The sequence below is a fragment of the Micromonospora sediminicola genome, from assembly GCF_900089585.1.
Taxonomy (GTDB): Bacteria; Actinomycetota; Actinomycetes; order Mycobacteriales; family Micromonosporaceae; genus Micromonospora; species Micromonospora sediminicola.
This window is the reverse complement of sequence record NZ_FLRH01000003.1, coordinates 1,281,604-1,305,404: the sequence shown is the minus strand read 5'-3', so window position 1 is coordinate 1,305,404 and position 23,801 is coordinate 1,281,604. Positions and strand designations below refer to the sequence as shown.

The following is a 23,801-nucleotide window of genomic DNA, read 5'->3' as shown; positions in this document are numbered from 1 at the left end:
TCAGTCCTCGGTGCGCTGCATGACCAGCGCGTCGGTGTTGCTCGATTGGTAGTAGCCGCGCCGCACGCCGATCGGCTCGAAGCCGTGGGTGGCGTAGAGGCGCTGGGCCGGGGCGTTGTCGGCGGCGACCTCCAACAGCGTGTTGCGGACGCCCCGCCGGGCCGTCTCGGCGAGCAACGCCTCCAGCAGCTGCCGGCCGACACCCCGACGCTGGACGTCCCGGCGAACCGCGACGTTCTGCACCCACGCCTCGTCGGGCGGGTAGACGGCCAGCCCGGCGTAGCCGAGCACGGCGCCGTCGTCGTCGGTGGCCACCAGGTAGAAGTGCCCGTTCGCGAGTTCGTTCCAGAACATCGCCGGGGACCACCGCTCGGCGCCGAACAGGTCCGCCTCGAGGGGCAGCACCTCCTCGACGTGCCACCAGCGGAACCGGCCGATCCTCACGGCAGGACCGGCTTGTGGCCGGTGGCCGCGACGGCGTCCGGTCGGCGCAGGTAGAGCGGGGTCAGCGGCTCACCGGGGGCGCCCGCGCGGATCCGCTCGGCGGCGAGGCGGGCCAGCGCCAGCGGGTCCGGGTACCGGGGCTCCTCCCGCACCGGCAGCCCGAGCACGTCCGCGTACCGGTGCGCGCCGTCGCCGACCGCGACGCCGACCGCCAGGTCCCGGGCCCGCTCCGCGACCACCGCCGGCGCCGCCACGTCCGGCCCGGCGACGCGTTCGCCGGCGCCGTCGTAGACGGCCCAGTAGACCTCCCGGCGGCGCGCGTCGCTCGCGGCCAGCACCGGCTCGCCGGCGGCCGCCGGGTGGCCGATCCCGTCGAGAGAACAGACACCGTACGTGGGGATGCCGAGCACCTGGGCCATGGTGGCGGCGGTGACCAGGCCGACCCGCAGCCCGGTGAACGGCCCCGGGCCGAGCCCGGCGACGATCGCGGCCAGGTCGGCGGGGCGCGCGTCCACGTCGGCCAGCACGGCGTCGACCTGCGGCGCGAGCAACTCGCCGTGGGCCCGGGCGTCGACCGTGCACCGGGACGCGCGGACCGCGACGCCGTCCGTCGAGACCTCGACCAGCGCCGCGGTCACCGCGGGCGTCGAGGAGTCCACCACGAGTACGAGCACGGTTAGCCAGCCTAGCCGTCCCGCCCGGCCGGTCAGGCCACGCCCTCACCGCCGCCTGCCCTCGCCCTCGCTGCCCGCTCCTCGCCGCCACCTGCCTTCGCCCTCGCTGCCCGCTCCTCGCCGCCGCCTGCCCTCGCCCTCGCTGCCCGCTCCTCGCCGCCACCTGCCTTCGCCCTCGCTGCCCGCTCCTCGCCGCCACCTGCCTTCGCCGTCGCCGTCGCCGTCGCCCGCGCCCGCGCCCGCGCCGGACGGTGACGCCGTCGGGTCACGGCACCCTTCGAGAGCGATATACCGCTGGGTCATATTTATGACTGAGCGGTATATCGCTCGGAACCGACGTGCCATCCTCCCGGGATGACCGAGAGTCGCCTCGCCGGGCAGGTGGCCCGCACCCTCCGGCACGAGCGGGAGCACGCGGGGCTCACCCAGCAGGCGCTGGCCGGGCGGGTCGGCCTGAGCCAGGCCGCCGTCGCCCGGATCGAGCGTGGCGACCGGCTACCGAGCCTGCCGACCGTGGAACGGCTGCTCGGCGCGCTCGGGCGCCAGCTCCGAATCGAGGTGGAGCCGCTCGACAGCCACCTCGACGCGACGCTCGACGAGGCGGCCGGGACCGCCCTGCCCGAGCGGATCGCGGATCTCGGGCTGGACCGGATCATCGACGCCCTGGGCGACCTGCCGTACGTGCTGACCGGCGGCACGGCGGCCCTGCTCCAGGGCGCTCCGCTGCCGGTGGACGCGGTCGAGATCGCGGTGCGGTGGCGGGACGCCCCCCGCTTCACCAAGTGGCTGGAGCGGGCCCACGCGCAGCGGTGGAACGCACGCTGGGAGGAGTGGGGCGGAGTGCACCCGGAACCCAACGAACCGGGCGAGCACCGCTGGCTCACCCGCTACGGCGAGCTGCGCGCCCGGATGTGCGAGGAGCTGCCCGAGCCCGTCGAGATCCGCCTCGGAGAGCGTGCGTACCCGGTCGAGCCACTGGTCGAGATCGAGGTGACGGACCCGCGCACGGCCGAGCTGCTCCGCCGGCACCGGCGGCGCCTCGCCGCAGCCGGCGAGGCGCCGGACGGGTCAGCCGGCTGAGCGTTCCCAGTCGACGGTGGGCAGGCCGGCGTCGGCGAGCGCCTTGTTGGCCGCGCTGAACGGGCGGCTGCCGAGGAAGCCCTTCGGGTTCATCGGGCTCGGGTGCCCGGCCTCCAGCACCACGTGCCGCGGGTTGGTGACCAGCGCCGCCTTCTTGCGGGCGTAGCCGCCCCACAGCAGGAACACCACCCGCTGGTCGAGCGCGTCGAGCGCCCTGATGGTGGCGTCGGTGAACTCCTCCCAGCCCCGGTTGGCGTGCGAGCCCGGCGTGGCCTGGCGGACCGTGAGCACCGAGTTGAGCAGCAACACGCCCTGCGCCGCCCAGCCGTCGAGGTTGCCGCTGCGCGGCTTCGGCACGCCCAGGTCCTCGCCCAGCTCCTTGAAGACGTTGCGCAGCGACGGCGGCACCGTCACGCCCTCGCGCACGCTGAAGCTCAGCCCGTGCGCCTGCCCCGCCTTGTGGTAGGGGTCCTGCCCGAGGATGAGCACCCGCGTCTGCGCCGGCCCGCACAGGCGGTAGGCCGAGAACAGGTCCTCCAGCGGGGGGAAGACCGTGGCGGTCGCGTACTCCCGGGCGACGAACTCGGCCAGCGCCGCGGTGCGGGCCGGGTCGAGGTGCGGGGCGATCGCCTCCCGCCACGGCTCGGGCAGGAGCGCCAACAGGTCGAGGGCGGGGGCGTCGTCGGGCATCGGCAACCTTTCGCAGTCGTCCCCGGGACTCTAGGCAGCGGGTACGACAACGCTCAGTCGAGGGTCGCCAGCCTCGCCGCCCAGTCGCCGCCGACCGGTTCCAGGGTGATCACCCGGGTGTCGTCGTCGCGCCGGTCGATGCGCACCCGCAGGTGCGCGTCGACCAGTTGCTCGACCATCCCCTCGCCCCACTCCACCACGGTGACCGCCTCGTCCACCGAGGCGTCCAGGTCGAGGTCGTCGATCTCGGCGCGCGGGTCGGCGGACTCCCCCAGCCGGTAGGCGTCGGCGTGCACCAGCGTCACCCGGCCGCCCCGCGCCGGATCCGGCCGGTGCACCCGGGCGATGACGAACGTGGGCGAGGTGATGTCCCCGCGGACGCCGAGGCCGGCGCCGATGCCCTGGGTCAGCGCGGTCTTGCCGGCCCCCAGCGGGCCGCTGAGCAGCAGCAGGTCGCCGGCGCGCAGCACGCCGGCCAGCCGGCGGCCGAACCGGTGCGTGTCGTCGAGGGTCGTCAGCTCCACCGTCACAGGGATTCCAGGAACCTTTCCAGCGCCGCGTTGACGTCGTCCGCGTGCTCGAGCATCACCACGTGCCCGCTGTCGTGGATCTTCACGAACTCGGCGTGCGGCAACCGCCGGACGATCTCCTCGGAGTGCGTCACCGGCGTGATCATGTCCTTGTCCCCCACGATCACCAGCACGGGCGTGCCGGCCAACGCGGCCAGCGCCGGGAAGCGCGAGTGGGTGGCCAGGGTGCGCAGGTAGCGGGTGACGGTGTCGGCCGAGGTGCGGGAGTTCATCGTCTCGACGTACGACACCAGGGCCGGGCTGGGCTTCGGGGTGCCGAAGCCGTACTTGCGGGTGAGCAGCCAGGCCACGTTCGACGTCGACCTGCGGGCCTTGTCGATCACCGTGCCGCCGTAGCGGGTGGCGTTGCTCATCATGTAGAGCACCGGCGCGCCGACCCGGCCGAGCAGCGCGGGGGCCACCAGCTTCGTCTCCGCGGCCAGGCCGCCGGAGGTGGCCATCAGCACGGTGCCGACCACCCGGTCGCCGAACAGCTCCGGGTATATCTCGGCGAGCGCCATGATGGTCATGCCGCCCATCGAGTGCCCGACCAGCACCAGCGGCCCCTCCGGCGCCACCTCGTCGAGCACCCTGCGCAACGTGCGGCCCAGCGCGACCAGGTCGTACTCGCCGGACTCCAGCCTCCCGGAACGGCCGTGCCCCGGCTGGTCGTACGCGACCACCCGGTAGTCCCCGCGCTCCGTGAGCAGCTTGCGCTGGAAGTGGAAGGTCCCCATGTCCAGGCAGAACCCGTGCACCAGCACGACCGTCGGACGGCCGGGGACCGGCCGGGTCGGCTCGACCACCTCGACGTGGATGTCGGTGCCGTCCGGCATCTCCAGCTCGTACGCCTCGTCGTAGCGCTGCTGGTCGAAGACCTCGTGGGCGTACCGGTCGGCGGGGTCGTTCTTGAGCCGGCGGACCAGCACCCGCTCGCTGACCACGCCCGCCGCGAGCCCGGCCGCGGCCACCCCGACGGCCGCGCCGACCAGGCCGGCGACCTTGCCGGCGGCGCTGCGCGGACGGGGCACCCGCAGGTTCATACGCGCTCGCCGTCGTAGACGCGGGGCACCCGCACCCCACCGAAGCGGGTCACGATCTCGTAGTTGATGGTGCCGACCGCCTCGGCCCAGTCGTCGGCGGTGGGCTCACCGTCCGCGCCGCTGCCGAACAGCGTCACCACGTCCCCGGCGGCCACCTCGTCGTCGCCGCAGTCGACCACGAACTGGTCCATGCAGACCCGCCCCGAGATGGTCCGCCGCTCGCCGGCGAGCAGCACCGGACCGGTGTTCGAGGCGTGCCGGGGCACCCCGTCGGCGTAGCCCAGCGGCACCACCGCCAGGTTGCTCTCGTTCTCGGTGAGGTAGGTGTGGCCGTAGGAGACGCCGGTGCCGGCCGGTACCCGCTTGGTCAGCATCACCCGGGCCCGGGCCGTCATCGCGGGCCGCAGGCCGAACCGCTCGCCCGCGATCGGCGACAGACCGTAGACCGCGATGCCGGGACGGACCAGGTCGAAGTGGGTGTCCGGCCGGGTCAGCGTGGCCGCCGAGTTGGCCAGGTGGCGGTAGCGGGGCCGCAGGCCGGCGCGGGTCACCATCTCCAGCCCTTCGCGGAAGACGGCGAGCTGGCGGTCGGTGGTGGGATGGCCGGGTGAGTCCGCGTACACGAAGTGGCTCCACACGCCGACCACCTCGACCAGACCGTCGGCCTGGGCCTTCGCGGCGGCCTCCAGCAGGGTGGGCCAGTCGGCCACGGTGGCCCCGCCCCGGGACAACCCGGTGTCGATCTTGAGGTGCAGCCGGGCCGGGCGGTCGGCCCGGCGGCTCGCCTCGATCATCTCGTCGAGCTGGGGAAGGCTGGCGCAGCCCAGGTCGACCCCGACCGCGATGCCGTCGTGCAGCGGCAGGCCCGGATCGAGCAGCCAGGCCAGGACCGGCGCGGTGATCCCCTCCTGGCGCAGCCGGAGCGCCTCGTCCAGGGTGCAGACGCCGAGCTGGTCCGCCCCGGCGTCGAGCGCCGCGCGGGCCGCCGGCACCATGCCGTGCCCGTATCCGTCGGCCTTCACCACCGCCATCAGCTCGGCGCTGGTGCCGGCCTTGAGCCGGGCCACGTTCTCCCGGATCGCGTCGAGATCGACGCGCACCTCCGACTGCCACATACCCCCAGCCTACTTCCGCCGGTGATCATCGTGGCCGTGAGCCGCGCGGCCGGCGTCACGGGCCGCGCCCGGATCAGCCCAGTCGGGCCAGCACCGGGCGCAACGCGGCGGCCACGTCGGGTGCGGTCACCGGGCCGCCGCGCGCCGCCTCCCGACCGGCCAGCCCGTGCAGGTACGCCGCGGCGGCGGCCGCCCGCTCGGGGGCCAGACCGCCGGCGAGCAGCGAGCCGAGCAGCCCGGCCAGCACGTCGCCGGTGCCACCGGTGGCCAGCACCGGGGTGCCGGTCGGGTTGACGTACGCCCGCCCGTCGGGCGTGCCGACGATCGTCCGATCACCCTTCAGCAGCACCACCGCGTTCATCCAGGCGGCCAGCCGCAGCGCCGCCGAGACCCGGTCCTCCCCCGGCATCTCGCCGCAGAGCCGGGCGTATTCCCGGTCGTGCGGGGTCACCACGATCGGGGCGTCCCGGCCGCGCAGCCGGTCGGCCAGCTTGCCGTCGACGAGCAGGGTCAACGCGTCGGCGTCCAGCACCACCGGCACCGGCGCGGCCAGCACCGCGCGCAGCTCGGCGGCGGACTCCTCGCCGGTGCCGAGCCCGGACCCGCAGACCCAGGCCTGCACCCGGCCGGCGTCGGCGACCCGGCCGGTGGCGATCACCGACGGGTGCTGGTGGACCACTTCGGCGCGGGCGCCCCCGGCGTAGCGGACCAGGCCGGTGGGACCGGCCAGCGCACCGCCGACCGAGAGCACCGCCGCGCCCGGATAGGTGGCCGACCCGGTGGCCACCCCGACCACGCCCCGCGAGTATTTCTCCGACGCCGGGCCGAGCGCGGGCCACCAGTCGACCACGTCCGACCACTCGGTCACCCGGAGCGCGGGCGAGCCGCGCAGCCACGGCGTCAGCCCGATGTCGACCAGCTCGACCTGCCCGGCCAGCGCGGCGGCCGGGCCGACCACCAGGGCCGGCTTGAGCGCGCCGAAGGCCACGGTCACGTCGGCGCGGACGGCGCAGGGCCGGCCGGCGTCGGTCAGCGGGACGTGCCCGGTGTCGACCGCGACGCCGCTCGGCACGTCCACCGCGACCACCGTGGCGCGCGTGCCGTCGCGTCCACAACGCTCGGCCAGGCTCGCCGCGAGCTGCTCGGCGGTCTCCCGCAGACCACCGGTGCCGCCGATGCCCACGATGCCGTCGAGCACCAGGTCGACCACGGCGGGCGGCCGGTCGACCACCCGCCCGCCGGCGGCACGCAGCGCGGCCAGACCGTCGGCGTGCGCCCGCCCGGGGGTGAGGAGCAGCGCCGCGACCGCGACGCCCCGGCGGGCCAGGTGCGCGCCCGCGTAGAGCGCGTCGCCGCCGTTGTCGCCGGAGCCGACCAGCAGCAGGACCCGGGCGCCGTAGACGCCGCCCCGGTCGCCGAGCAGCAGCGCGCACCGCCGGGCCAGCCCGGCCGCGGCCCGGTGCATCAACGCCCCGGCCGGGAGGGTGGCCATCAGACCCGCCTCCGCCGCGCGAACGTCAGCGACCCGCCACACCGGTCTCATGCCACCCCGTCCCGTTTCGTCGTGCCGCCCGTCCGGCGTGTCGACCACCGTGCCGACGGTCGACCGAGGGCCCGCGTGCGGGTCTCGATCAGGCCTCACCCTACCGGCGGCAGGTGCCCGCAACCGGCCCACGAACGCGCCTGTGGAAAACCTCGCCCGTTGTCCACAGGGTCGACGACGCCACCGCCGTTCCGCCTAGCGTCGTCGCCGTGCGGAGCCGGCCGGTGGGGCCGGCCGAGGCGGGGAGGGCACGTGGTGGAGGAGCCGTTCGACGTCGATCCGGAGCTGCTGCGGGCGGTGGCGCGGGAACTGGGCGACGACGCGCGCCGGCTGGCCGGTGTGTCGGGCGAGGCGTCGGAACCGCTGCTGGTGGCACCGGCGGACGGCTGGCGGTCGGGCGGTGCGCTGGCCGACCTGGAGGCGGCGGTGCGGCGCTGGTCGGGCACGCTGGCGGCCCGGGTCGCCGACACCGCCGAGGCGTTGCGCGCCGGGGCCGACGGCTACGACGCGGTGGACGACCGGGCCGCCCACCGCCTCGCCGGGATCTCCCGGTGAGCGCCCCGCGTTCGCGCCCCGCGCCGGCCTCCGCCCCGGACCGGGACGCACCGGCCGGCTACGCGCAGCTCTGGCGGGCCGACCCGGTCGCGTGGCCCGCCGCCGGCGCGGCCTGGCGTGGCCTCGCCGGCCCGGTGCGCCGCCGGGCCGACGGGCTGACCGCCCGGGTCGAGAAACTCCGCCCGGGCTGGACCGGTGCGGCGTCCACGGCCGCGCAGCGGCGGATCGGAGAGCTGCGGACGGCGCTCACCGACGTGCTGCCGGCGTTGGTCGAGGCCGACCAGGCGCTCGCCGAGTTCGGCGCCCGGCTGGGCGTCGCGAAGGCCCGGCTCGGCGCCGAGGTGGCCCGGGCCGAGAGCGGCGGCCTGCTGGTGGACCGCCACGGCGCCGTCCGGTCGCCTCCCGGCCGGCCCGTCGACCAGGCCGGCCCGGCGGTGGTGCGCGCACGGGCCGGGATCCGGGACGCGCTGACCCTGGCCGGCGCGGCGGACCGGGAGGCCGCCGGCCGGCTGGCCGAGCTGACCACGGCGGCGGCACGCGGCTGGGTGAGCGTGCCACCGGCCTGGCGGCCCGGGCCGGGCGCCGGGCCGGCCGAGGTGAGCCGCTGGTGGGCCGGCCTGAGCCCGGCCGAACGGCGGTGGCTGGTCGGGCGGGAGCCGGGCCGGGTGGGCCGGCTCGACGGGGTGCCCGTGACCGCCCGCGACCAGGCCAACCGGCTCCTGCTCGCCGACCGGCGGGAGGAGCTGCTCGCCCGTCGGATCGCGCTGTCCCGCCCGTTGCCGGCGGCGCCGTTCGAGGTGGCCCGCCGCGCCCGGCTGGCCGGGGTGGAGGCGGCGCTGCGCGGGCTCGACGGGTTGGCCGAGCGGCTCGCCGCGCCCGGGGCGCCACGGGCGTACCTGTTGGGTCTCGACCCGGCCGGGGACGGGCGGGCGGTGGTGGCGCTCGGCAACCCGGACCGGGCCGGCGCGGTGCTGACCTACGTGCCGGGCATGACCTCGGACCTCGCCGACGCGCCGGCCGAGCTGAGGCGGGCCGCCCGGGTGCTCCAGCGGTGCGCCGCGATCGGGCCGGGCGCGGAGACGGCGGCGGTGCTCTGGCTGGACTACGACGCGCCGGACCGGCTCACCGAGGCGGCCGGCGCCCGGCAGGCCGAGGACGCCGGGCCGGCGCTGCACCGCTTCCAGGAGGGGTTGCGGGCCACGCACGAGGGACCGCCGGCCCGGCAGACCGTGCTCGGGCACAGCTACGGCTCCGTGGTGGTCGGCACCGCCGCCCGGGACCACGGCCTGGGCGCCGACGCGCTGGTCTTCGTGGGGTCCCCGGGGGTGGGCGTCGACCACGCCACCGAGCTGCGGATGCCGGCCGGGCAGGTGTGGGCGGCGACCGCGCCCGACGACGTCATCCGGCTGGCCCGTCCACCGGACGAACTGGCCCGCCGGACCCTGCTGGCCGGCACGCCGCTCGGTCCGGCGCTGGCCGCGCTCGACCCGCACGCCGGGCGACTGTGGTTCGGCGAAGACCCGAGCGGCCCGGGCTTCGGCGGCCGGCGCTTCCCCAGCGCCCCGCACGGCCACACCGGCTACTGGGATCCCGACAACCCGGCGTTGGACGGGATGGCGCGGATCGTGCTGGGTGGGTGAGCCGACGCGGCCCCCTCCGTCGTGGGGCGGAGGGGGCCGGAACGGGTCGGTTACTCGACGGTGACCGACTTGGCGAGGTTCCGCGGCTGGTCGACGTCGTGCCCCCGGGCGGCGGCGATCTCGGCGGCGAGCACCTGGAGCGGCACGGTCGTCACCAGCGGCGCCAGCAGCGTGGGCGTACGCGGCACGTAGATCAGGTGGTCGGCGTAACGGACCACCGCCTGGTCGCCCTCCTCCGCGATCACGATGGTGCGGGCGCCCCGGGCGCGCACCTCCTGGATGTTGGAGACGACCTTGTCGTGCAGCATGCCCCGGCCGACCGGCGACGGCACGATGCAGATCACCGGCGTGCCCTGGTCGATGAGCGCGATCGGCCCGTGCTTCAGCTCGCCGGCGGCGAAACCCTCGGCGTGCATGTAGGCCAGCTCCTTGAGCTTCAGCGCGCCCTCCAGGGCGACCGGGTAGCCCACGTGCCGGCCGATGAACAGCACCGTCGGCTCGGACTTCAACTCGCGGGCCAGCTCGCGGACCGGCTCGATGCGGTCCAGCAGCTCACGCAGCTTGCCCGGCATCTCCTGGAGCTGGGCCACCACCGCGCCCACCTCGTCGGCGAACTTGATGCCGCGCACCTGGGCCAGGTGCAGCCCGATCAGGTAGCAGGCGACGAGCTGGGTGAGGAACGCCTTGGTGGAGGCGACCGCGATCTCCGGGCCGCCGTGGGTGTAGAGCACCGCGTCGGACTCGCGCGGGATGGTGGAGCCGTTGGTGTTGCAGATGGCCAGCACGCGGGCCTTCTGCTCCTTGGCGTGCCGCAGCGCCATCAGCGTGTCCATCGTCTCGCCGGACTGCGAGATCACCACGATCAGCGTGGAGCGGTCGAGCACGGGATCGCGGTAGCGGAACTCGCTGGCCAGTTCCACCTCGCACGGGATGCGGGTCCAGTGCTCGATGGCGTACTTCGCGACCAGGCCGGAGTGGTAGGCCGTGCCGCAGGCGACGATGAAGATCTTGTCGACGTCGCGCAGGTCCTGCTCGCTGAGGCGCACCTCGTCGAGCGCGATCTCGCCGGTCTCGGTGAGCCGACCGAGCAGCGTGTCGGCGATGGCCTGCGGCTGCTCCTCGATCTCCTTGAGCATGAACCAGTCGTAGCCGCCCTTCTCGGCGGCCGACGAGTCCCAGTCGATGTGGAAGTCCTTGCCGCTCGCCGGCTGGCCGGCGAAGTCGGTGATGTCGATGCTGTCCGGCGTGATCAGGACGATCTGGTCCTGCCCCAGCTCGACCGCCTCCCGGGTGTGCTCGATGAACGCCGCCACGTCGCTGGCCAGGTAGTTCTCGCCGTCGCCCCGGCCCACGACCAGCGGCGAGTTGCGCCGGGCGCCGACCACCGCGCCGGGGATGCCGGCGTCGACGGCGAGCAGCGTGAACGCGCCCTCCAGGCGGGCGCACACCACCCGCATGGCGGCGGCGAGGAGCTGCGGGCTGTCGGTCTCACCGGCCGAGCGCAGGTCGGCCAGCGCGCGGGCGATCAGGTGCGCGGCGCACTCGGTGTCGGTGTCGCTGGCGAACTCGACGCCCTCGTCCTCCAGCTCGGCGCGCAGCTTCGCGAAGTTCTCGATGATGCCGTTGTGGATCACGGCGACCCGGCCGTCGGGGGCGAGGTGGGGGTGGGCGTTGCGGTCGGTCGGCCCGCCGTGGGTGGCCCACCGGGTGTGGCCGATGCCGGTGGTGCCGTCGCCGATGCCGATCGGGCTGGCGGCGCAGTCCTCGGGGTTGCTCGCGGCCCGCTCGGAGAGGACCTTCTCCAGGTTGGCCAGCTTGCCGGCCTTCTTCTCGGTCAGCAGCTCGTCGTCGCAGACGACGGCGACCCCGGCCGAGTCGTAGCCGCGGTATTCCAGCCGCCGCAGTCCGTCGAGCACGATGCCGAGCGCCGGGCGCGCACCGGCGTAACCCACGATTCCACACATGGTCCGCAGCCTAGCCGAGTTTCGCTCACCGCGCGTGCTCGGAAGGCGGGTTAACGATCACTGAACATGAGCGAACCGATGAGCGGGGGCGGCGGATCGGACAAAGCGGCCCATCCCGCGTGGAGCCTTGGCCGGTCGGCATGGCGGCGGCCTCCAGCATCACCGCGTGCGAGGCCCCGGCAGGGCAGGCGCGGCGATCGACGCCCGGCCGCCCGGCCCGTGTGCGGTCACCGATGTTGACCAAGGAGTTCCGGTCGGACGACATGCCACCCTCCGACGCCAACTCCTTGATCGCCGGGTCGGGGCGGGGTTCTGGGGAGGGCGCAGGGCGGGGCCGCGGGGGTGGCTGGCACGCCCTACATTGAGGGCCGCGCCCACCCCGCCGCGGACGTCCGCGCCGTACCCCTGTGAGCTGAGCCGATGTCCGAGACGACCCCCGCCCCCGAGCCGGGCTCCGGGCCGAGCGGCCCACCCCCGACACCGGCCCACCCGGCCGCGACGCCCGGCGACCCGATCGCGCCGCCAGCGGCATCGTCCTGGACGCCGCCCGACCCGCTGGCCGCCCCGCAGCCGTGGACGCCGCCCGCCCCGTGGTCGCCGCCGACCTGGGCACCGGGCCCCTGGACCGGCGACCACTCCGGCACATCCGACCCTGCCGGCACGCCCGGCCCGACCGACCGGCCCGACACCCCCGGGCAGGGCGTCGACCCGGGACCGGGCCGACCGACGGGGGCACCGGCCGGCGGCGCGGGCTGGACGGCGCCGGAAGCGGCCGGCCACCCCCGACCGGCCGTCCCACCCGCCGTCACGCCTGCCGGCTGGTCCGGCGACCCGGCCGTCCCGTCGCCCGGTGACACCGGCGGGACGCCGCCCGGTGGCCCGGCCGCACCCGGTCGGCCGCCGGCCGCCTATCCGCCCGCGGCCTATCCGCCGGCCGCCTATCCGCCGGGGGCGTATCCGCCCGGGCCGTACCCGCCGCCGTACGCGTATCCCGGCGGGGTCCCGCGCCGCTCCACCGGCGGTTGGGTGGTCGGCCTGGTGGTCACCGTGGTCGCCGCGCTGGTGCTGGCCTTCTGCGGCTGCGTCGGCCTGGGCGTGCTCGGGGCGTTCGTGGACGACTCGACCTCGGCCGGGGAGCCCTACGACGACCCCTATCTCGACGACCCCTACCTCGACGACCCGGACGGGATCGCGGACGAGCCGACGCCCACGGTGCCGGTGACCACCCCGTCGGGCGGGCCCGGACGCTTCACCGTCGTCTACGAGGTGACCGCGACCGGCCCGGTGGACGTGCAGTTCTACGACGCGGGCGAGAACCTGCTCCACCTCGACGACGTGGCCTCGCCCTGGCGCCTGCGCCTCACCGCGAACAACCGCGAGCGGGTGCAGGTCACCGCGACCCCGGCCGGACCCGACGCCGGCGACGTGACCTGCCGGATCACCGTCGACGGCCGGGAGGTGTACCGGAACTCCGGCCGGTGGGGCGCGACCTGCTTCGGCTGGTGACGCGTCGGAGGTGGGCCGTAGGCTGGCCGCCGTGACGACGACCGATCCCCTGGTGGCCCGGATGCGGCCGTTCGGCACCACCGTCTTCGCCGAGATGTCGGCGCTGGCCGTACGCACCGGCGCGGTCAACCTCGGGCAGGGCTTCCCGGACAGCGACGGCCCGCCGGAGATGCTCGCCGCCGCCGCCGAGACGCTGCGCGGCGGCCACAACCAGTACCCGCCGGGTCCGGGGATCCCGGCGCTGCGCGCGGCCGTCGCGGCCCACCAACGCCGGTTCTGGGACCTGGACTACGACCCGGACGGCGAGATCGTGGTGACCGCCGGCGCCACCGAGGCGGTCGCGGCGAGCATCCTCGCCCTCTGCGAGCCGGGTGACGAGGTGGTCTGCTTCGAGCCCTACTACGACTCGTACGCCGCCTCGATCGCGCTGGCCGGCGCGGTCCGTCGCCCGGTGACGCTGCGACCGGGCGCCGACGGCCGGTACGCCTTCGACCCGGACGAGCTGCGCACGGCGTTCGGTCCGCGTACCCGGCTGGTGCTGCTGAACTCGCCGCACAACCCGACCGGGAAGGTCTTCACCGCCGACGAGCTGGCAGTGGTCGCCGGGCTGTGCCGGGAGCACGGGGTCTACGCGGTCACCGACGAGGTCTACGAGCATCTCGTCTACACCGACGCCGCCGGGCCGCACCTGCCGCTGGCCGGGTTGCCGGGCATGCGGGAGCGGACGCTGCGCATCTCCTCGGCCGGCAAGACGTTCTCCTGCACCGGCTGGAAGGTCGGTTGGGTGAGCGGGCCGGCACCGCTGGTCGCGGCGGTGCTGCGGGTGAAGCAGTTCCTCACGTTCGTCAACGCCGGCCCGCTCCAGCCGGCCGTGGCGGTGGCCCTCGGCCTGCCCGACGCCTACTTCACCGGGTTCCGGGACGACCTGCAACGCCGCCGGGACCAGCTGGTCGCCGGGCTCGCCGACGCCGGTTTCGGTGTCCTCCCGCCCGAGGGGACCTACTTCGTCACCGCCGACATCGGCGCGCTCGGCGGCCGGGACGGGGTGGAGTTCTGCCGGTCCCTGCCGGAGCGCTGCGGCGTGGTGGGGGTGCCGACGCAGGTCTTCTACGACGACGTGGAGGCGGGCCGCCGGCTCGTCCGGTTCGCGTTCTGCAAGCGGCCGGAGGTGCTCGCCGAGGCGGTGACCCGGCTGCGCCGGCTCCGGGAGGACGGATGAGCGACGGACACGCCGAACGGCTGCGGCGGCTCGCCGCCCAGCGCGGCTGCGACACGATGCTCTCCGGCGTACGCCCGACGTCGGTGCGGGAGCAGCTCGCCGCGCTCGGCGCGGTGGCCGGTGACGACCTGCCCGACCTCTACGGCGAGGGCGGGCCGGTGGCGGAGCTGGAGCTGCGCGTCGCCGAGCTGCTCGGCGCGGAGGCCGCCGTGTTCTTCCCCTCCGGCACGATGGCGCAGCAGGTGGCGATGCGGCACGGGGCGGAGCTGACCGGCCGGGCCGGGGTCGGGCTGCACCCGCTCAGCCACCCGCTGGTGCACGAACGCGACGCGTACGCGCTGCTCGCCGGCGTGCGCGCGGTGTCGACCACGGCCGCCCCGCGCAACCCGACGGCCGCCGAGGTCGCCGCGCTCGACGAGCCGATCGGCACGCTCTTCCTGGAGCTGCCGTTGCGGGACGCCGGGTTCGTGCTGCCGACCTGGGACGAGCTGGTCGCCGTGGTCGCGGCGGCCCGGGCCCGGGACGTCCGGGTGCACTTCGACGGCGCCCGGCTCTGGGAGTCGACCGTCCACCTCGGCTACTCGACGGCCGAGATCGCGGCGCTGGCCGACAGCACGTACGTCTCGTTCTACAAGTCGCTCGGCGGCCACTCCGGGGCGGCGCTGGCCGGGGACGCGGAGTTGGCCCGCCACGCGCGCGCCTGGCGGCACCGCTACGGCGGCACGCTGTTCCAGCAGTGGCCGGCGGCCCTGGCCGCGCTCGCCGGGCTGACCCGGGAGCTGCCGGAGCTGCCCGGGCACGTGGGGCACGCGAAGGTGGTGGCCGAGGCGTTGGCCGCCCTGCCCGGCGCCCGGGTCCACCCGACGCCGCCGCACACCCACCAGTTCCGGTTCTGGCTGCCGCACCCGGCGGCGGCGCTGAACGCGGCGAACCTCGCCCTGGCCGAGGAGGAGCGGGGGTGGTTCGTCGGCGGCTGGCGGGACACCGAGGTGCCCGGGCTGGCGCTGGCCGAGGTGACGGTGGCCGGCCCCGCGCGGGAGCTGGACGCCGAGGCGGTGACCGAGCTGGCCGACCGTTTCCTGCGCCGCCTGGTGGACTGACCGGCGCGCCGCGAGCGGCTCGCGCGTCAGCCGGCGGCCCGCGTCGGGCCGGTTCCGTCGTCCGGCCGGGCCCCCGGGTCGATCGGGTCGGCCCGAGACGCTCGACCGGCGGGCCGGTCGGACGGGGGCGCGTCGGCGAGGGCGGCCAGCGTGACGCCGCCGTCGGCGAGCAGCGCCGCCTCGGCGTCGTCGACGAAGGCGAGGTCGGCCTCGACGTGCCGGCCCGCCGCCGACAGCAACAGCCGGACCACGGGGTCGTCGGCCCGGCGGCGCAACCCGTCGAGGTTGCGCAGCTCGCGCAGGAGATGGCCGCGCTGGTTGGTGAGCACGGAACGGACGACGGACGCCTCGCCGGAGCGGGCTGCGGCGGTCACCTTGAGGAAGAAGTCGTCCCGGAAGCCGCCGCTGCGCGGGCTGGGTTCGGCGAGCCAGCGGTCCAGCTCGGTGCGGCCGGCCGGCGTGATCTCGTAGACCACCCGGTCGGGCTTCACCGGCTGGGCGTGCCGCTCGGCGACGACCTGCCCGTCCCGGGACAGCCGGTCGAGGATCTGGTAGAGGTGCCCGATGTTGAGCGGGCCCCACTGTGGACCGACGGCCGCCTCGAAGGCGCCCTTGAGCTCGTAGCCGTAGCTGGGACCACGGGCGAGCAGGGCCAGGACCGCGTGCTGGATCGCCACCGTCTCCTCCGATCCGGTTCCGGACAGGCACCCGTGCGGGGCCTTGCATTGTCACAATGTATCGCGCACAGTGTGGTCAGCACACGGGGAGGCGCGACATGTTCCACGTCATCTGGGGGCAGCTTCGTGGCCGTGCGGGACGGTCGGTGGCGCTGCTGGCCGGCGTGCTGGTGGCCACCACCGGCTTCGTCGTCCTGACCGGCGCCACCACCACCTCGCGGCTGGCCGTCACCGGCGCCGTGGAGCGCCACACCCGCGCCGCCTACGACATCCTGGTCCGTCCGCAGGGGACGCGCACGCCCCTGGAGGCCGCGCGCGGACTGGTGCGGCCCAACTACCTCTCCGACACCTACGGCGGCATCACCACGGCGCAGTACGAGCAGGTCAGAGCGGTCCCCGGAGTGGACGTGGCCGCGCCCATCGCGATGATCGGTTACTCGACCTCGGCGGTGCCGCTGCGGCTGGACCTCACCTCCGCGGTCGACCGGTCCCTCGACCGGCAGGTGATCCGGGTCGAGCCCACCTACCTGGCCGAGCGCGGCCTGTCCACCGCGCCGGGCAGGCCCCGGTACGTGTACGTGACCACACACCCCCTCATCCATCCGATGGTCGATCCGGAGCACCTGGACGAGCTCCGCTACACCGACGGCCGGCGCTACCCGGTGGACGAGGTCTGCGGAGCGGTCCCGCGCGAGGTGCAGCCGGACGGCAGCAGCCGGCCGATCTGCGACCCGCAGCGCGGCGCCCTGATCGGCAACCGTGGCGCGCTCTCCGAGCGGGACAACTGGTGGGTCGTCCCGGTCCGGCTGCTGCCGGACGGCCGCTTCGAGGCGGAGAACCGCGTGCTCGCGGAGAACGGCGACGCCGCGACGGCGATCTCCGACCGGCTGACGCTGACCGAGCCGGTCACCGTGCCGTTCCTGCTCGCCGCCGTGGACCCGGACGCCGAACAGCGCCTCGTCGGCCTCGCCGGCGCCGTGACGACGGGCCGCCCCCTGCGGGCCGGCGACGCGGTGGACGAGAAGCTGCTCGGCACCGCGCTCAACCGGTCGGTTCCGGTGCTGGCCACCAGCCGCCCCTATCTCGACAGCGAACTGCGAGCCACGCTCACCCAACTGCCCTCCGCCCGCCCGGCCGGAATGCCGGCCGTCGACCTGGAGGACGGGTTGCGGCGGGCAACCGGCACACCGGCCGGGGTGGCTCGGGCCGAGCTGGCGGACGCCTACCGGAGCCGGCTCGCGGCCGGCATTTCCGACCCGGGTGGCTGTTGTTCCGGGCAGCTCCAGATCATGACGCAGCCCGGCCCCGTGAGGTACGACGAGCGACCCGGCGGCGAGCTGCGCGCCACCGGAGTGCCACCGGCCGCACCCGAGGTCTTCGGCGACGTTCGCGAATTCAGCTGGCTGCCCCGCCCCTGGCTCACCGAGGACGTCGGGGCGCGGACCCTGCGCCGACTTCCCCTGCCCGGCGGCGGCGCGGTCACCCCGTTCCGCCAGTGGCGGGCGGTCGGCGTGTTCGACCCGGAAAAGCTGACCGGCTTCAGCGACGTCGGCACGGTGCCGCTGGAGACGTACGAGGCGCCGGTGGCCGAGGGCGCCGACGACCGCAGCCGGACCGCGCTGGGCGACCGGCCGCTGGAGCCGAGTGGCAACCCGGCCGGCTACCTGTCCGCGCCGCCGTTGCTGCTGACCAATCTCGCCAGCGCGCGCCAGCTGCTGGACGGCGCCGGCACGCCGCAGCGCACCGCGCCGATCAGCGCGATCCGGGTCCGGGTCGCCGACGTGGGCGGCTACAGCGAGCGCTCGGCCGAGCGGGTCCGCCTGATCGCCGAGCGGATCGCCCAGGCCACCGGCCTCGACGTCGACATCACGCTCGGGTCCTCTCCCGCGCCGCAGACCGTGGAGCTGCCGGCCGGCGGGTACGGCCGCCCCGCCCTGCGCCTGACCGAGAGCTGGTCGGCACTCGGGGTCGCCTCCGTGATCACCGAGGCGGTGGACCGCAAGAGCGCCGCGCTCTTCGTCCTGGTGCTGGTGGTCTGCGTGCTCTTCCTCGGCAACGCGGTGTCCGCCGCGGTCCGGGACCGCCGCCCCGAGCTGGCGGTGCTCGCCTGCCTGGGCTGGCCGGCCCACCGGATCGGCGCGCTGGTCCTCGGTGAGGTCGCCGCGCTGGGTCTCGCCGCCGGGCTCCTCTCCGTCGGCCTGGCGTTCCCGCTCGGCGCGGCCCTGGACATCGGCATCGACTGGCGGCGGGCGCTGGTCGCCGTACCGGTGGCCCTGCTGCTGGCGCTGGTCGCCGGGGTGGCGCCGGCGCTGCGAGCCGCGCGCGCCCATCCGGCCGAGGCGTTGCGTCCGCCGGTCGCCGCGGCCCGTTGGGTACGCCGCCCCCGTACCCTGCCCGGCCTGGCGCTGGTGAACCTGACCCGGAGCCCCGGCCGCACCGTGCTGGGCGCGGGCGCGCTGGCCATCGGGGTGGCCGCGCTGACACTGGTGGCGGCCACCGCGTACGCGTTCCGGGGCGCGATCGTGGGCAGCCTGCTGGGTGACACGGTGTCGCTCAGCGTGCGCGGCGCGGATGCCCTCGCGGCGGTGGCCACCGTGCTGCTCGGCGCCGCCGCCGTGGCCGACGTGCTCTACCTGAACATCCGCGACCGGGCCGCCGAACTCGCCACGCTGCGGGCGACCGGTTGGACCGACGCGGCGCTGGGCCGCCTGGTCGGCTACGAGGGCTTCGTCATCGGCGCGCTCGGCGCGGTCGGCGGCGCCACCCTCGGGCTCGGCGGGGCGGCCCTGGTGGTCGGCCAGGTGCCGGCCGGCCTGGTGACCGTGGCGGCGCTGGTCGCCTCGGCCGGTGTGCTGGTCACCTGCCTGGCGGCGCTCGTACCGGCGGCGCTGCTGCGCCGCCTACCCACCGCACGACTGCTGGCAGAGGAGTGACCATGGACCCGACGACGGGCAGTACGGTACGCATCGCCGGGCTGGTCCGGCAGTTCCGCACCGGCCCCGAGCGGCTCACCGCCGTCGACGACGTGTCGCTGGAGATCGCGGCGGGGTCGGTGGTGGCGTTGACCGGCCCGAGCGGCTCGGGCAAGTCCACGCTGCTGCACCTGATCGGTGCGATCGAGCAGGCCGACCGGGGCACGGTGACGGTGGACGACGTGGAGGTCACCGCGCTGCGTCGGGCGGCCCTGGCCCGCTACCGGCAGCGGGTCGGCTTCGTCTTCCAGCGCTACCACCTGCTGCCGGCGCTCACCGTGCTGGACAACGTGATCGCGCCGGTGCTGCCGCGCCGGGGCCGGGCCGACCACGCCGCCCGCGCCCGCGAACTGCTGGACGCGGTGGGCCTCGCCGGCCGGGAACGGGCCCTGCCGGCGGAGCTCTCCGGCGGCCAGCAGCAGCGGGTGGCGATCGCCCGGGCGTTGATGGGCGAGCCCCGGCTGCTGCTGGCCGACGAGCCGACCGGCAACCTGGACTCGACCACCGGCGCCCAGATCCTGGACCTGCTGCTCGACCTGCGCGACCGGCACGGGATGACGATCCTGCTCGCGACCCACGAGCCGGCGATCGCCGCCCGCTGCGACCGCCTGGTCCGGCTCGGCGACGGACGGATCGTCGAGGACGTGGACCTGACCGACGGGGAGGATCCGGCCGACACGTTCGACCGTGCCTCCCGACTGCGTCTCTGACCGAGGGAGCACGCGTGTTCCGATTCGTCTGGCGACAGCTCCGTGGGCGTGCGGGCCGTTCGGTGGCACTGCTGACCGGCGTCCTGGTGGCCACCACCGGTTTCGTCGTCCTCACCGGGGCGACCACCACCTCGCGGCTCGCCGTGATCGGCAGCCTCGAAAGGCACACCCGCGCGTCCTACGACATTCTCGTGCGTCCCGCGGGCAGCCGCACCCCGCTGGAGGCGCAGCGCGGGCTGGTCCGTCCCAACTACCTGTCCGGCCTCTTCGGCGGCATCACCACGGCCCAGTACGACCAGGTGAAGGCGCTGCCCGGCATCGAGGTGGCCGCGCCCATCGCGATGCTCGGACACGCCGACCAGATCATCAGCGGCTCACTCGACCTCACCGGGGCGGTCGACCCGTCCCTGGACCGGCAGGTCATCCGGATCGACCTGACCTTCGACACGGACCGTGGCCGGTCGGTCGGGCGGGCCGCACCCCGATACCTCTATCTCACGAAGCACCCGTTGATCCGTCCGGACTTCTCCGGGCCGCCCGGCCGAAAGCTCCGGTACACCGACGGCAGCGAACACGCCGTCGACGCCTGCGGCCGGGAGTACGCGGTCCCGCGCGAGGTCCAACCGGACGGGCGTTCGCTGCCGGTCTGCGATCCGTTCGCGGTCGCCAGCGACGGCGCGGCCGGATCGACCATGTCCGAACTCGACATGACCTCGCTCAGCGCGGCCCACCTGCGGCCGGACGGGCGGTTCGAGTTCGGCCCGGCCCGCCGGGGGAAGCCACCGGCGCCCACCGACCGACTGCTGCTCCCGGTGGGGGTCAGTGTCGCGCTGCTGCTCGCCGCTGTCGACCCGGTGGCCGAGGACCGGCTGGTCGGGTTGAACGGGGCGATCCAGGACGGCACGCCACTGCCGCCGGACCGCCGGCCGGCCCGGGTGGACTATTCCTCCTGGGGTCAGGCCACCGAGTTCCCGGTCCTGGCCACCAGCCGCCCGTTCGTCGACGGGTCGGTCTCGGCGACGTACCGCCAGCTCGTGCCGTCCGGGATCGCCGGCCTGCCGGCCGACACGGTCGGGGCGGCCCTGGCCACGCTCCCCGGCAGGCCGGCGGGCGGCGGGCGGGAGGACTTCGCCGACCGCTACCTCGGGGACATCCGGGACCTGATCGAGCGTCCCGGGGAGTGCTGCGGCGGCGTGCTCGACCTCGTGTTGCAGGCCGGCCCGGTCGACTACGACGAGGGACCGGACGGCGTCCTGCGGCCGCGGACGGTCACCGTCGACCCGTCGGTCTACGGCTCCGAGTTCGTGATCCGACGGCAGCGGTCCTGGCTCGCCGACGACCGGTCGTTCCGGCCGCTCAACCAGGTGCCGACGAGCATCGGCGACGAGGCCCTCTCCCACAGCTGGCGTCCGGTCGGCACGTTCGACCCGCTCCGGTTGACCGGATTCGACGACCTGTCCCGGGTGCCGCTGGAGACCTACGAGCCACCGACCGTCGAGGGCGCCGACGACCGCAGTCGGCAGGCGCTGGGTGACCGGCCGCTGCTGCCCAACGGCAGCCCCGGCGGCTACCTCTCCGCACCGCCGCTGCTGCTCACCAACCTGGCCAGCGTTCCGGATCTGCTGGTCGGCGCTCCCGCCCGGCAGCGCAAGGCGCCGATCAGCGCGATCCGGGTGAGGGTGGCCGACGTGGACGGCTACAACGAACGCTCGGCCGAGCGGGTCCGCCTGATCGCCGAACGGATCGCCACCACCACCGGCCTCGACGTGGACATCACCCTCGGTTCCTCGCCCGCGCCGCAGACCGTGGACCTGCCCGCCGGCGCCTTCGGCCGCCCCGACCTGCGGCTGACCGAGAACTGGTCCGCCCTCGGCGTCGCCTCGGTCATCACGAAGGCCGTCGACCGCAAGAGCGCCGTGCTGTTCGCGCTGGTCCTCGTGGTCTGCGCGCTGTTCCTCGGCAACGCCGTCACCGCCGCCGTCCGCGACCGCCGTGCCGAACTCGCCGTCCTGGCCTGCCTCGGCTGGTCGGCACGCCGCATCGGCGCGCTCGTCCTCGGCGAGGTCGCCACGCTCGGTCTGGCCGCCGGGCTGCTCGGGGTCGGCCTCGCCGTCCCCCTCGGTCGCGCCCTCGGCATCGACGTCGAGTGGGACCGCGCGCTGCTCGCCGTGCCCGTCGCGCTGCTCCTGGCCCTGGTCGCGGGTCTGACACCCGCGCTGCGCGCGGCCCGCGCCCACCCCTGGGCCGCGTTGCGCCCGCCGGTGGCCGCCACCCTCCGCGCCCACCGCACCCGGACCGTCGCCGGGATGGCTCTGGTCAACCTGGCCCGCGTCCCCGCACGCACCCTGCTCGGTGCCGCCGCCCTCGGTATCGGCATCGCCTCACTGACGGTGGTCGGCGCCGTCGCCTACGCCTTCCGCGGCGCGGTCGTCGGCAGTCTGCTGGGCGACACGGTGTCGCTGGACGTACGCGGCGCGGACACCCTCGCCGCCGTGGCCACGGTGCTGCTCGGCGCGGCCGCCGTCGCGGACGTGCTCTACCTGGACGTCCGGGACCGCGCCACCGAACTGGCCGCCCTCCAGGCCACCGGCTGGACCGACGGCGCGCTCACCCGTCTCGTCGGCTACCAGGCGCTGTTCCTCGGCGGCCTCGGCGCGCTCAGCGGCGCCGGCCTGGGGCTCGGCGGCGCCGCCTGGCTCGTCGGTGACCTGCCCGCGGCGCTGGTCACCACCGCCGCCCTGGCCGCCCTGGCCGGTGTGCTGGTCACCTGCCTGGCCGCGCTCGTTCCCGCCTACCTGCTGCGCCGGCTACCCACCGCGCGGCTCCTCGCCCAGGAATGACGGCGGCCGCGCGGCCAGGCGCCCAGAAACGACGCCGGCCGCGCGGCCGCTCGGGCTGGATCCGGTCAGGCGACCGGGCTGGCGGTGCGCACCTGCTCGGCGATGCGCTCGGCGACCTCGCGGGCGGTGGCCTCGGTGGCCGCCTCCACCATGACCCGCACCAGCGGCTCGGTGCCGGAGGGGCGCAGCAGCACCCGGCCGGTCTCGCCCAGCTCGGACTCGGCCCGCTCGACCTCGGCGCGGACGGCCGGCGCGGCGGCGCCGACGGTACGGTCGCCCACCGGCACGTTGATCAGCACCTGGGGCAGCTTGGTGACCACGGACGCCAACTCGGCCAGGGACGTGCCGGTGGCGGCCATCCGCGCCATCAGGTGCAGCCCGGTGAGCACGCCGTCGCCGGTGGTGGCGTACGCGGGCAGCACGATGTGCCCGCTCTGCTCGCCGCCCAGCGCCAAGCCGGAGGCGCGCAGCTCCTCCAGCACGTACCGGTCGCCGACCTTGGTCTCGACCAGCCGGATGCCCTGCGCGGACATGGCCAGCCGCAGGCCGAGGTTGCTCATCACGGTAGCGACCAGGGTGTCCTGGGTCAGCTCGCCGGCGTCCCGCATCGCCAGGGCGAGGATCGCCATCACCTGGTCGCCGTCGACCTCCTCGCCGTCGGCGGTGACCGCGACGCAGCGGTCGGCGTCGCCGTCATGGGCGATGCCGAGGTGCGCGCCGTGCTCGACCACGGCGGCGCGCAGCGCCTCGATGTGGTTGGAGCCGCACTCGTCGTTGATGTTGAGCCCGTCCGGCTCGGCGTGGATGGCGATCACCTCGGCACCGGCCTCCCGGTAGGCGACCGGTGCGACGTCGGCCGCCGCGCCGTTGGCGCAGTCGACCACGACCTTGATCCCGTCGAGGCGGTGCGGCACGGTGCCGACCAGGTGCTGGACGTAGTGGTCGGCGCCGTCGAGCAGGTCGTGCACCCGGCCCACGCCGGCGCCGGTCGGGCGCGTCCAGGCGGTGGTGGCGTTGGCCTCGACGGCCGCCTCGATCCGCATCTCGATCTCGTCGGGCAGCTTGTGCCCGCCGGCCGCGAAGAGCTTGATGCCGTTGTCCGGCATCGGGTTGTGCGAGGCGGAGAGCATCACGCCCAGGTCGGCCTTGGCCTCGGCGGTGAGGAACGCCACCGCCGGGGTGGGCAGCACGCCGACCCGGACCACGTTCGCGCCGGCGCTGGTCAGGCCGGCGACCACGGCCGCCTCCAGCATCTCGCCGCTGGCCCGGGTGTCCCGACCCACCACCGCCAGCGGCGGGTGGCTCCGGTCGGTCTCGGCCAGTGTGTGGGCCGCGGCCACCGCGACCGCGAGCGCCAACTCCGGGGTGAGATCCGCGTTCGCCCGCCCGCGTACGCCGTCCGTGCCGAACAACCGGCCCATACCCGCCAACCTCCGTGCCGTTGAGAGGAGAAACGCGGA

At 75.5% G+C, this 23,801-nt stretch carries 19 protein-coding genes; 9 read left to right on the top strand and 10 right to left on the bottom strand.

Going from position 1 to position 23,801, the window contains the following annotated elements:
- Both rimI and tsaB read right to left on the bottom strand, forming a co-directional pair.
- On the bottom strand, nucleotides 1-444 hold the full coding sequence (gene rimI / locus GA0070622_RS06790; protein WP_091570292.1) for a ribosomal protein S18-alanine N-acetyltransferase: 444 nt from the start codon (nucleotides 442-444) through the stop codon (nucleotides 1-3).
- Nucleotides 441-1,118 (bottom strand): tRNA (adenosine(37)-N6)-threonylcarbamoyltransferase complex dimerization subunit type 1 TsaB, encoded by a 678-nt coding sequence (tsaB, locus tag GA0070622_RS06785; RefSeq protein WP_091570288.1) that lies wholly within the window; start codon nucleotides 1,116-1,118, stop codon nucleotides 441-443. The genes rimI and tsaB overlap by 4 nt, the downstream gene beginning before the upstream one ends.
- 354 nt (nucleotides 1,119-1,472) lie before the next feature.
- Between tsaB and GA0070622_RS06780 the strand changes: the two genes are divergently transcribed.
- Entirely contained in the window at nucleotides 1,473-2,198 is a 726-nt protein-coding gene (locus tag GA0070622_RS06780) for a helix-turn-helix domain-containing protein (protein WP_091570284.1), read from the top strand.
- Here the strand turns inward: GA0070622_RS06780 and ung are convergent.
- The 5 genes from ung to GA0070622_RS06755 form a co-directional block, all read right to left on the bottom strand.
- Nucleotides 2,187-2,888 carry a uracil-DNA glycosylase gene (gene ung, locus GA0070622_RS06775; RefSeq protein WP_091570280.1) on the bottom strand — a complete coding sequence of 234 codons (702 nt, stop codon included), beginning with the start codon at nucleotides 2,886-2,888 and terminating at the stop codon, nucleotides 2,187-2,189. The genes GA0070622_RS06780 and ung overlap by 12 nt on opposite strands.
- Before the next feature lie 53 nt (nucleotides 2,889-2,941).
- The gene (tsaE, locus tag GA0070622_RS06770) at nucleotides 2,942-3,424 is read right to left on the bottom strand and encodes a tRNA (adenosine(37)-N6)-threonylcarbamoyltransferase complex ATPase subunit type 1 TsaE (RefSeq protein WP_091576953.1); all 483 of its coding nucleotides are present in this window, start codon (nucleotides 3,422-3,424) and stop codon (nucleotides 2,942-2,944) included.
- A complete protein-coding gene (locus GA0070622_RS06765) occupies nucleotides 3,415-4,500 on the bottom strand; it encodes an alpha/beta fold hydrolase (protein WP_091570275.1) in 1,086 nt (361 codons plus the stop codon). The genes tsaE and GA0070622_RS06765 overlap by 10 nt, the downstream gene beginning before the upstream one ends.
- Nucleotides 4,497-5,615, bottom strand: coding sequence for an alanine racemase (gene alr / locus GA0070622_RS06760; protein ID WP_091570271.1), 1,119 nt, complete (start codon nucleotides 5,613-5,615; stop codon nucleotides 4,497-4,499). Before alr ends, GA0070622_RS06765 begins: the two co-directional genes overlap by 4 nt.
- A 73-nt stretch (nucleotides 5,616-5,688) precedes the next feature.
- A complete protein-coding gene (locus GA0070622_RS06755; protein WP_091570267.1) occupies nucleotides 5,689-7,158 on the bottom strand; it encodes an NAD(P)H-hydrate dehydratase in 1,470 nt (489 codons plus the stop codon).
- 252 nt (nucleotides 7,159-7,410) lie between these two features.
- Here GA0070622_RS06755 and GA0070622_RS06750 point away from each other — a divergent pair, with 252 nt between their 5' ends.
- A complete protein-coding gene (locus GA0070622_RS06750) occupies nucleotides 7,411-7,713 on the top strand; it encodes a type VII secretion target (RefSeq protein WP_091570262.1) in 303 nt (100 codons plus the stop codon).
- Nucleotides 7,710-9,353: an alpha/beta hydrolase gene (locus tag GA0070622_RS06745; protein ID WP_091570257.1), complete on the top strand. Its 1,644-nt coding sequence runs from the start codon at nucleotides 7,710-7,712 to the stop codon at nucleotides 9,351-9,353. The genes GA0070622_RS06750 and GA0070622_RS06745 overlap by 4 nt, the downstream gene beginning before the upstream one ends.
- Before the next feature lie 50 nt (nucleotides 9,354-9,403).
- Here the strand turns inward: GA0070622_RS06745 and glmS are convergent, their stop codons facing one another.
- Nucleotides 9,404-11,317, bottom strand: a complete 1,914-nt coding sequence (gene glmS / locus GA0070622_RS06740; RefSeq protein ID WP_091570253.1) for a glutamine--fructose-6-phosphate transaminase (isomerizing) — start codon at nucleotides 11,315-11,317, stop codon at nucleotides 9,404-9,406.
- Between the two features lie 420 nt (nucleotides 11,318-11,737).
- On the opposite strand from glmS, the gene GA0070622_RS33425 reads away from it, so the two are divergent.
- From GA0070622_RS33425 to GA0070622_RS06725, 3 genes are read left to right on the top strand one after another with little or no spacing between them, the layout of a single operon-like run.
- Nucleotides 11,738-12,823, top strand: a complete 1,086-nt coding sequence (locus GA0070622_RS33425; RefSeq protein WP_091570249.1) for an MmpS family transport accessory protein — start codon at nucleotides 11,738-11,740, stop codon at nucleotides 12,821-12,823.
- A 31-nt stretch (nucleotides 12,824-12,854) separates the two neighbouring features.
- Complete coding sequence (locus GA0070622_RS06730; RefSeq protein ID WP_091570246.1) at nucleotides 12,855-14,042, top strand: pyridoxal phosphate-dependent aminotransferase; 1,188 nt, start codon at nucleotides 12,855-12,857, stop codon at nucleotides 14,040-14,042.
- A complete protein-coding gene (locus tag GA0070622_RS06725; protein WP_091570242.1) occupies nucleotides 14,039-15,142 on the top strand; it encodes a threonine aldolase family protein in 1,104 nt (367 codons plus the stop codon). The genes GA0070622_RS06730 and GA0070622_RS06725 overlap by 4 nt, the downstream gene beginning before the upstream one ends.
- A 26-nt stretch (nucleotides 15,143-15,168) precedes the next feature.
- Here GA0070622_RS06725 and GA0070622_RS06720 read toward each other — a convergent pair whose 3' ends face one another.
- Nucleotides 15,169-15,819 carry a PadR family transcriptional regulator gene (locus GA0070622_RS06720; RefSeq protein WP_141561962.1) on the bottom strand — a complete coding sequence of 217 codons (651 nt, stop codon included), beginning with the start codon at nucleotides 15,817-15,819 and terminating at the stop codon, nucleotides 15,169-15,171.
- 98 nt (nucleotides 15,820-15,917) lie between these two features.
- Here GA0070622_RS06720 and GA0070622_RS06715 point away from each other — a divergent pair, with 98 nt between their 5' ends.
- The 3 genes from GA0070622_RS06715 to GA0070622_RS06705 are packed head-to-tail and all read left to right on the top strand — an operon-like array spanning nucleotide 15,918 to nucleotide 22,341.
- Nucleotides 15,918-18,752, top strand: coding sequence for an ABC transporter permease (locus GA0070622_RS06715; RefSeq protein ID WP_176710430.1), 2,835 nt, complete (start codon nucleotides 15,918-15,920; stop codon nucleotides 18,750-18,752).
- A gap of 2 nt (nucleotides 18,753-18,754) precedes the next feature.
- Nucleotides 18,755-19,501 (top strand): ABC transporter ATP-binding protein, encoded by a 747-nt coding sequence (locus tag GA0070622_RS06710; protein ID WP_091570231.1) that lies wholly within the window; start codon nucleotides 18,755-18,757, stop codon nucleotides 19,499-19,501.
- Nucleotides 19,502-19,515: 14 nt separating this feature from the next.
- Nucleotides 19,516-22,341, top strand: a complete 2,826-nt coding sequence (locus GA0070622_RS06705; protein WP_141684537.1) for an ABC transporter permease — start codon at nucleotides 19,516-19,518, stop codon at nucleotides 22,339-22,341.
- A 65-nt stretch (nucleotides 22,342-22,406) separates the two neighbouring features.
- Here GA0070622_RS06705 and glmM read toward each other — a convergent pair whose 3' ends face one another.
- A complete protein-coding gene (gene glmM, locus GA0070622_RS06700) occupies nucleotides 22,407-23,762 on the bottom strand; it encodes a phosphoglucosamine mutase (protein WP_091570224.1) in 1,356 nt (451 codons plus the stop codon).
- Between the last annotated feature and the right edge of the window lie 39 nt (nucleotides 23,763-23,801).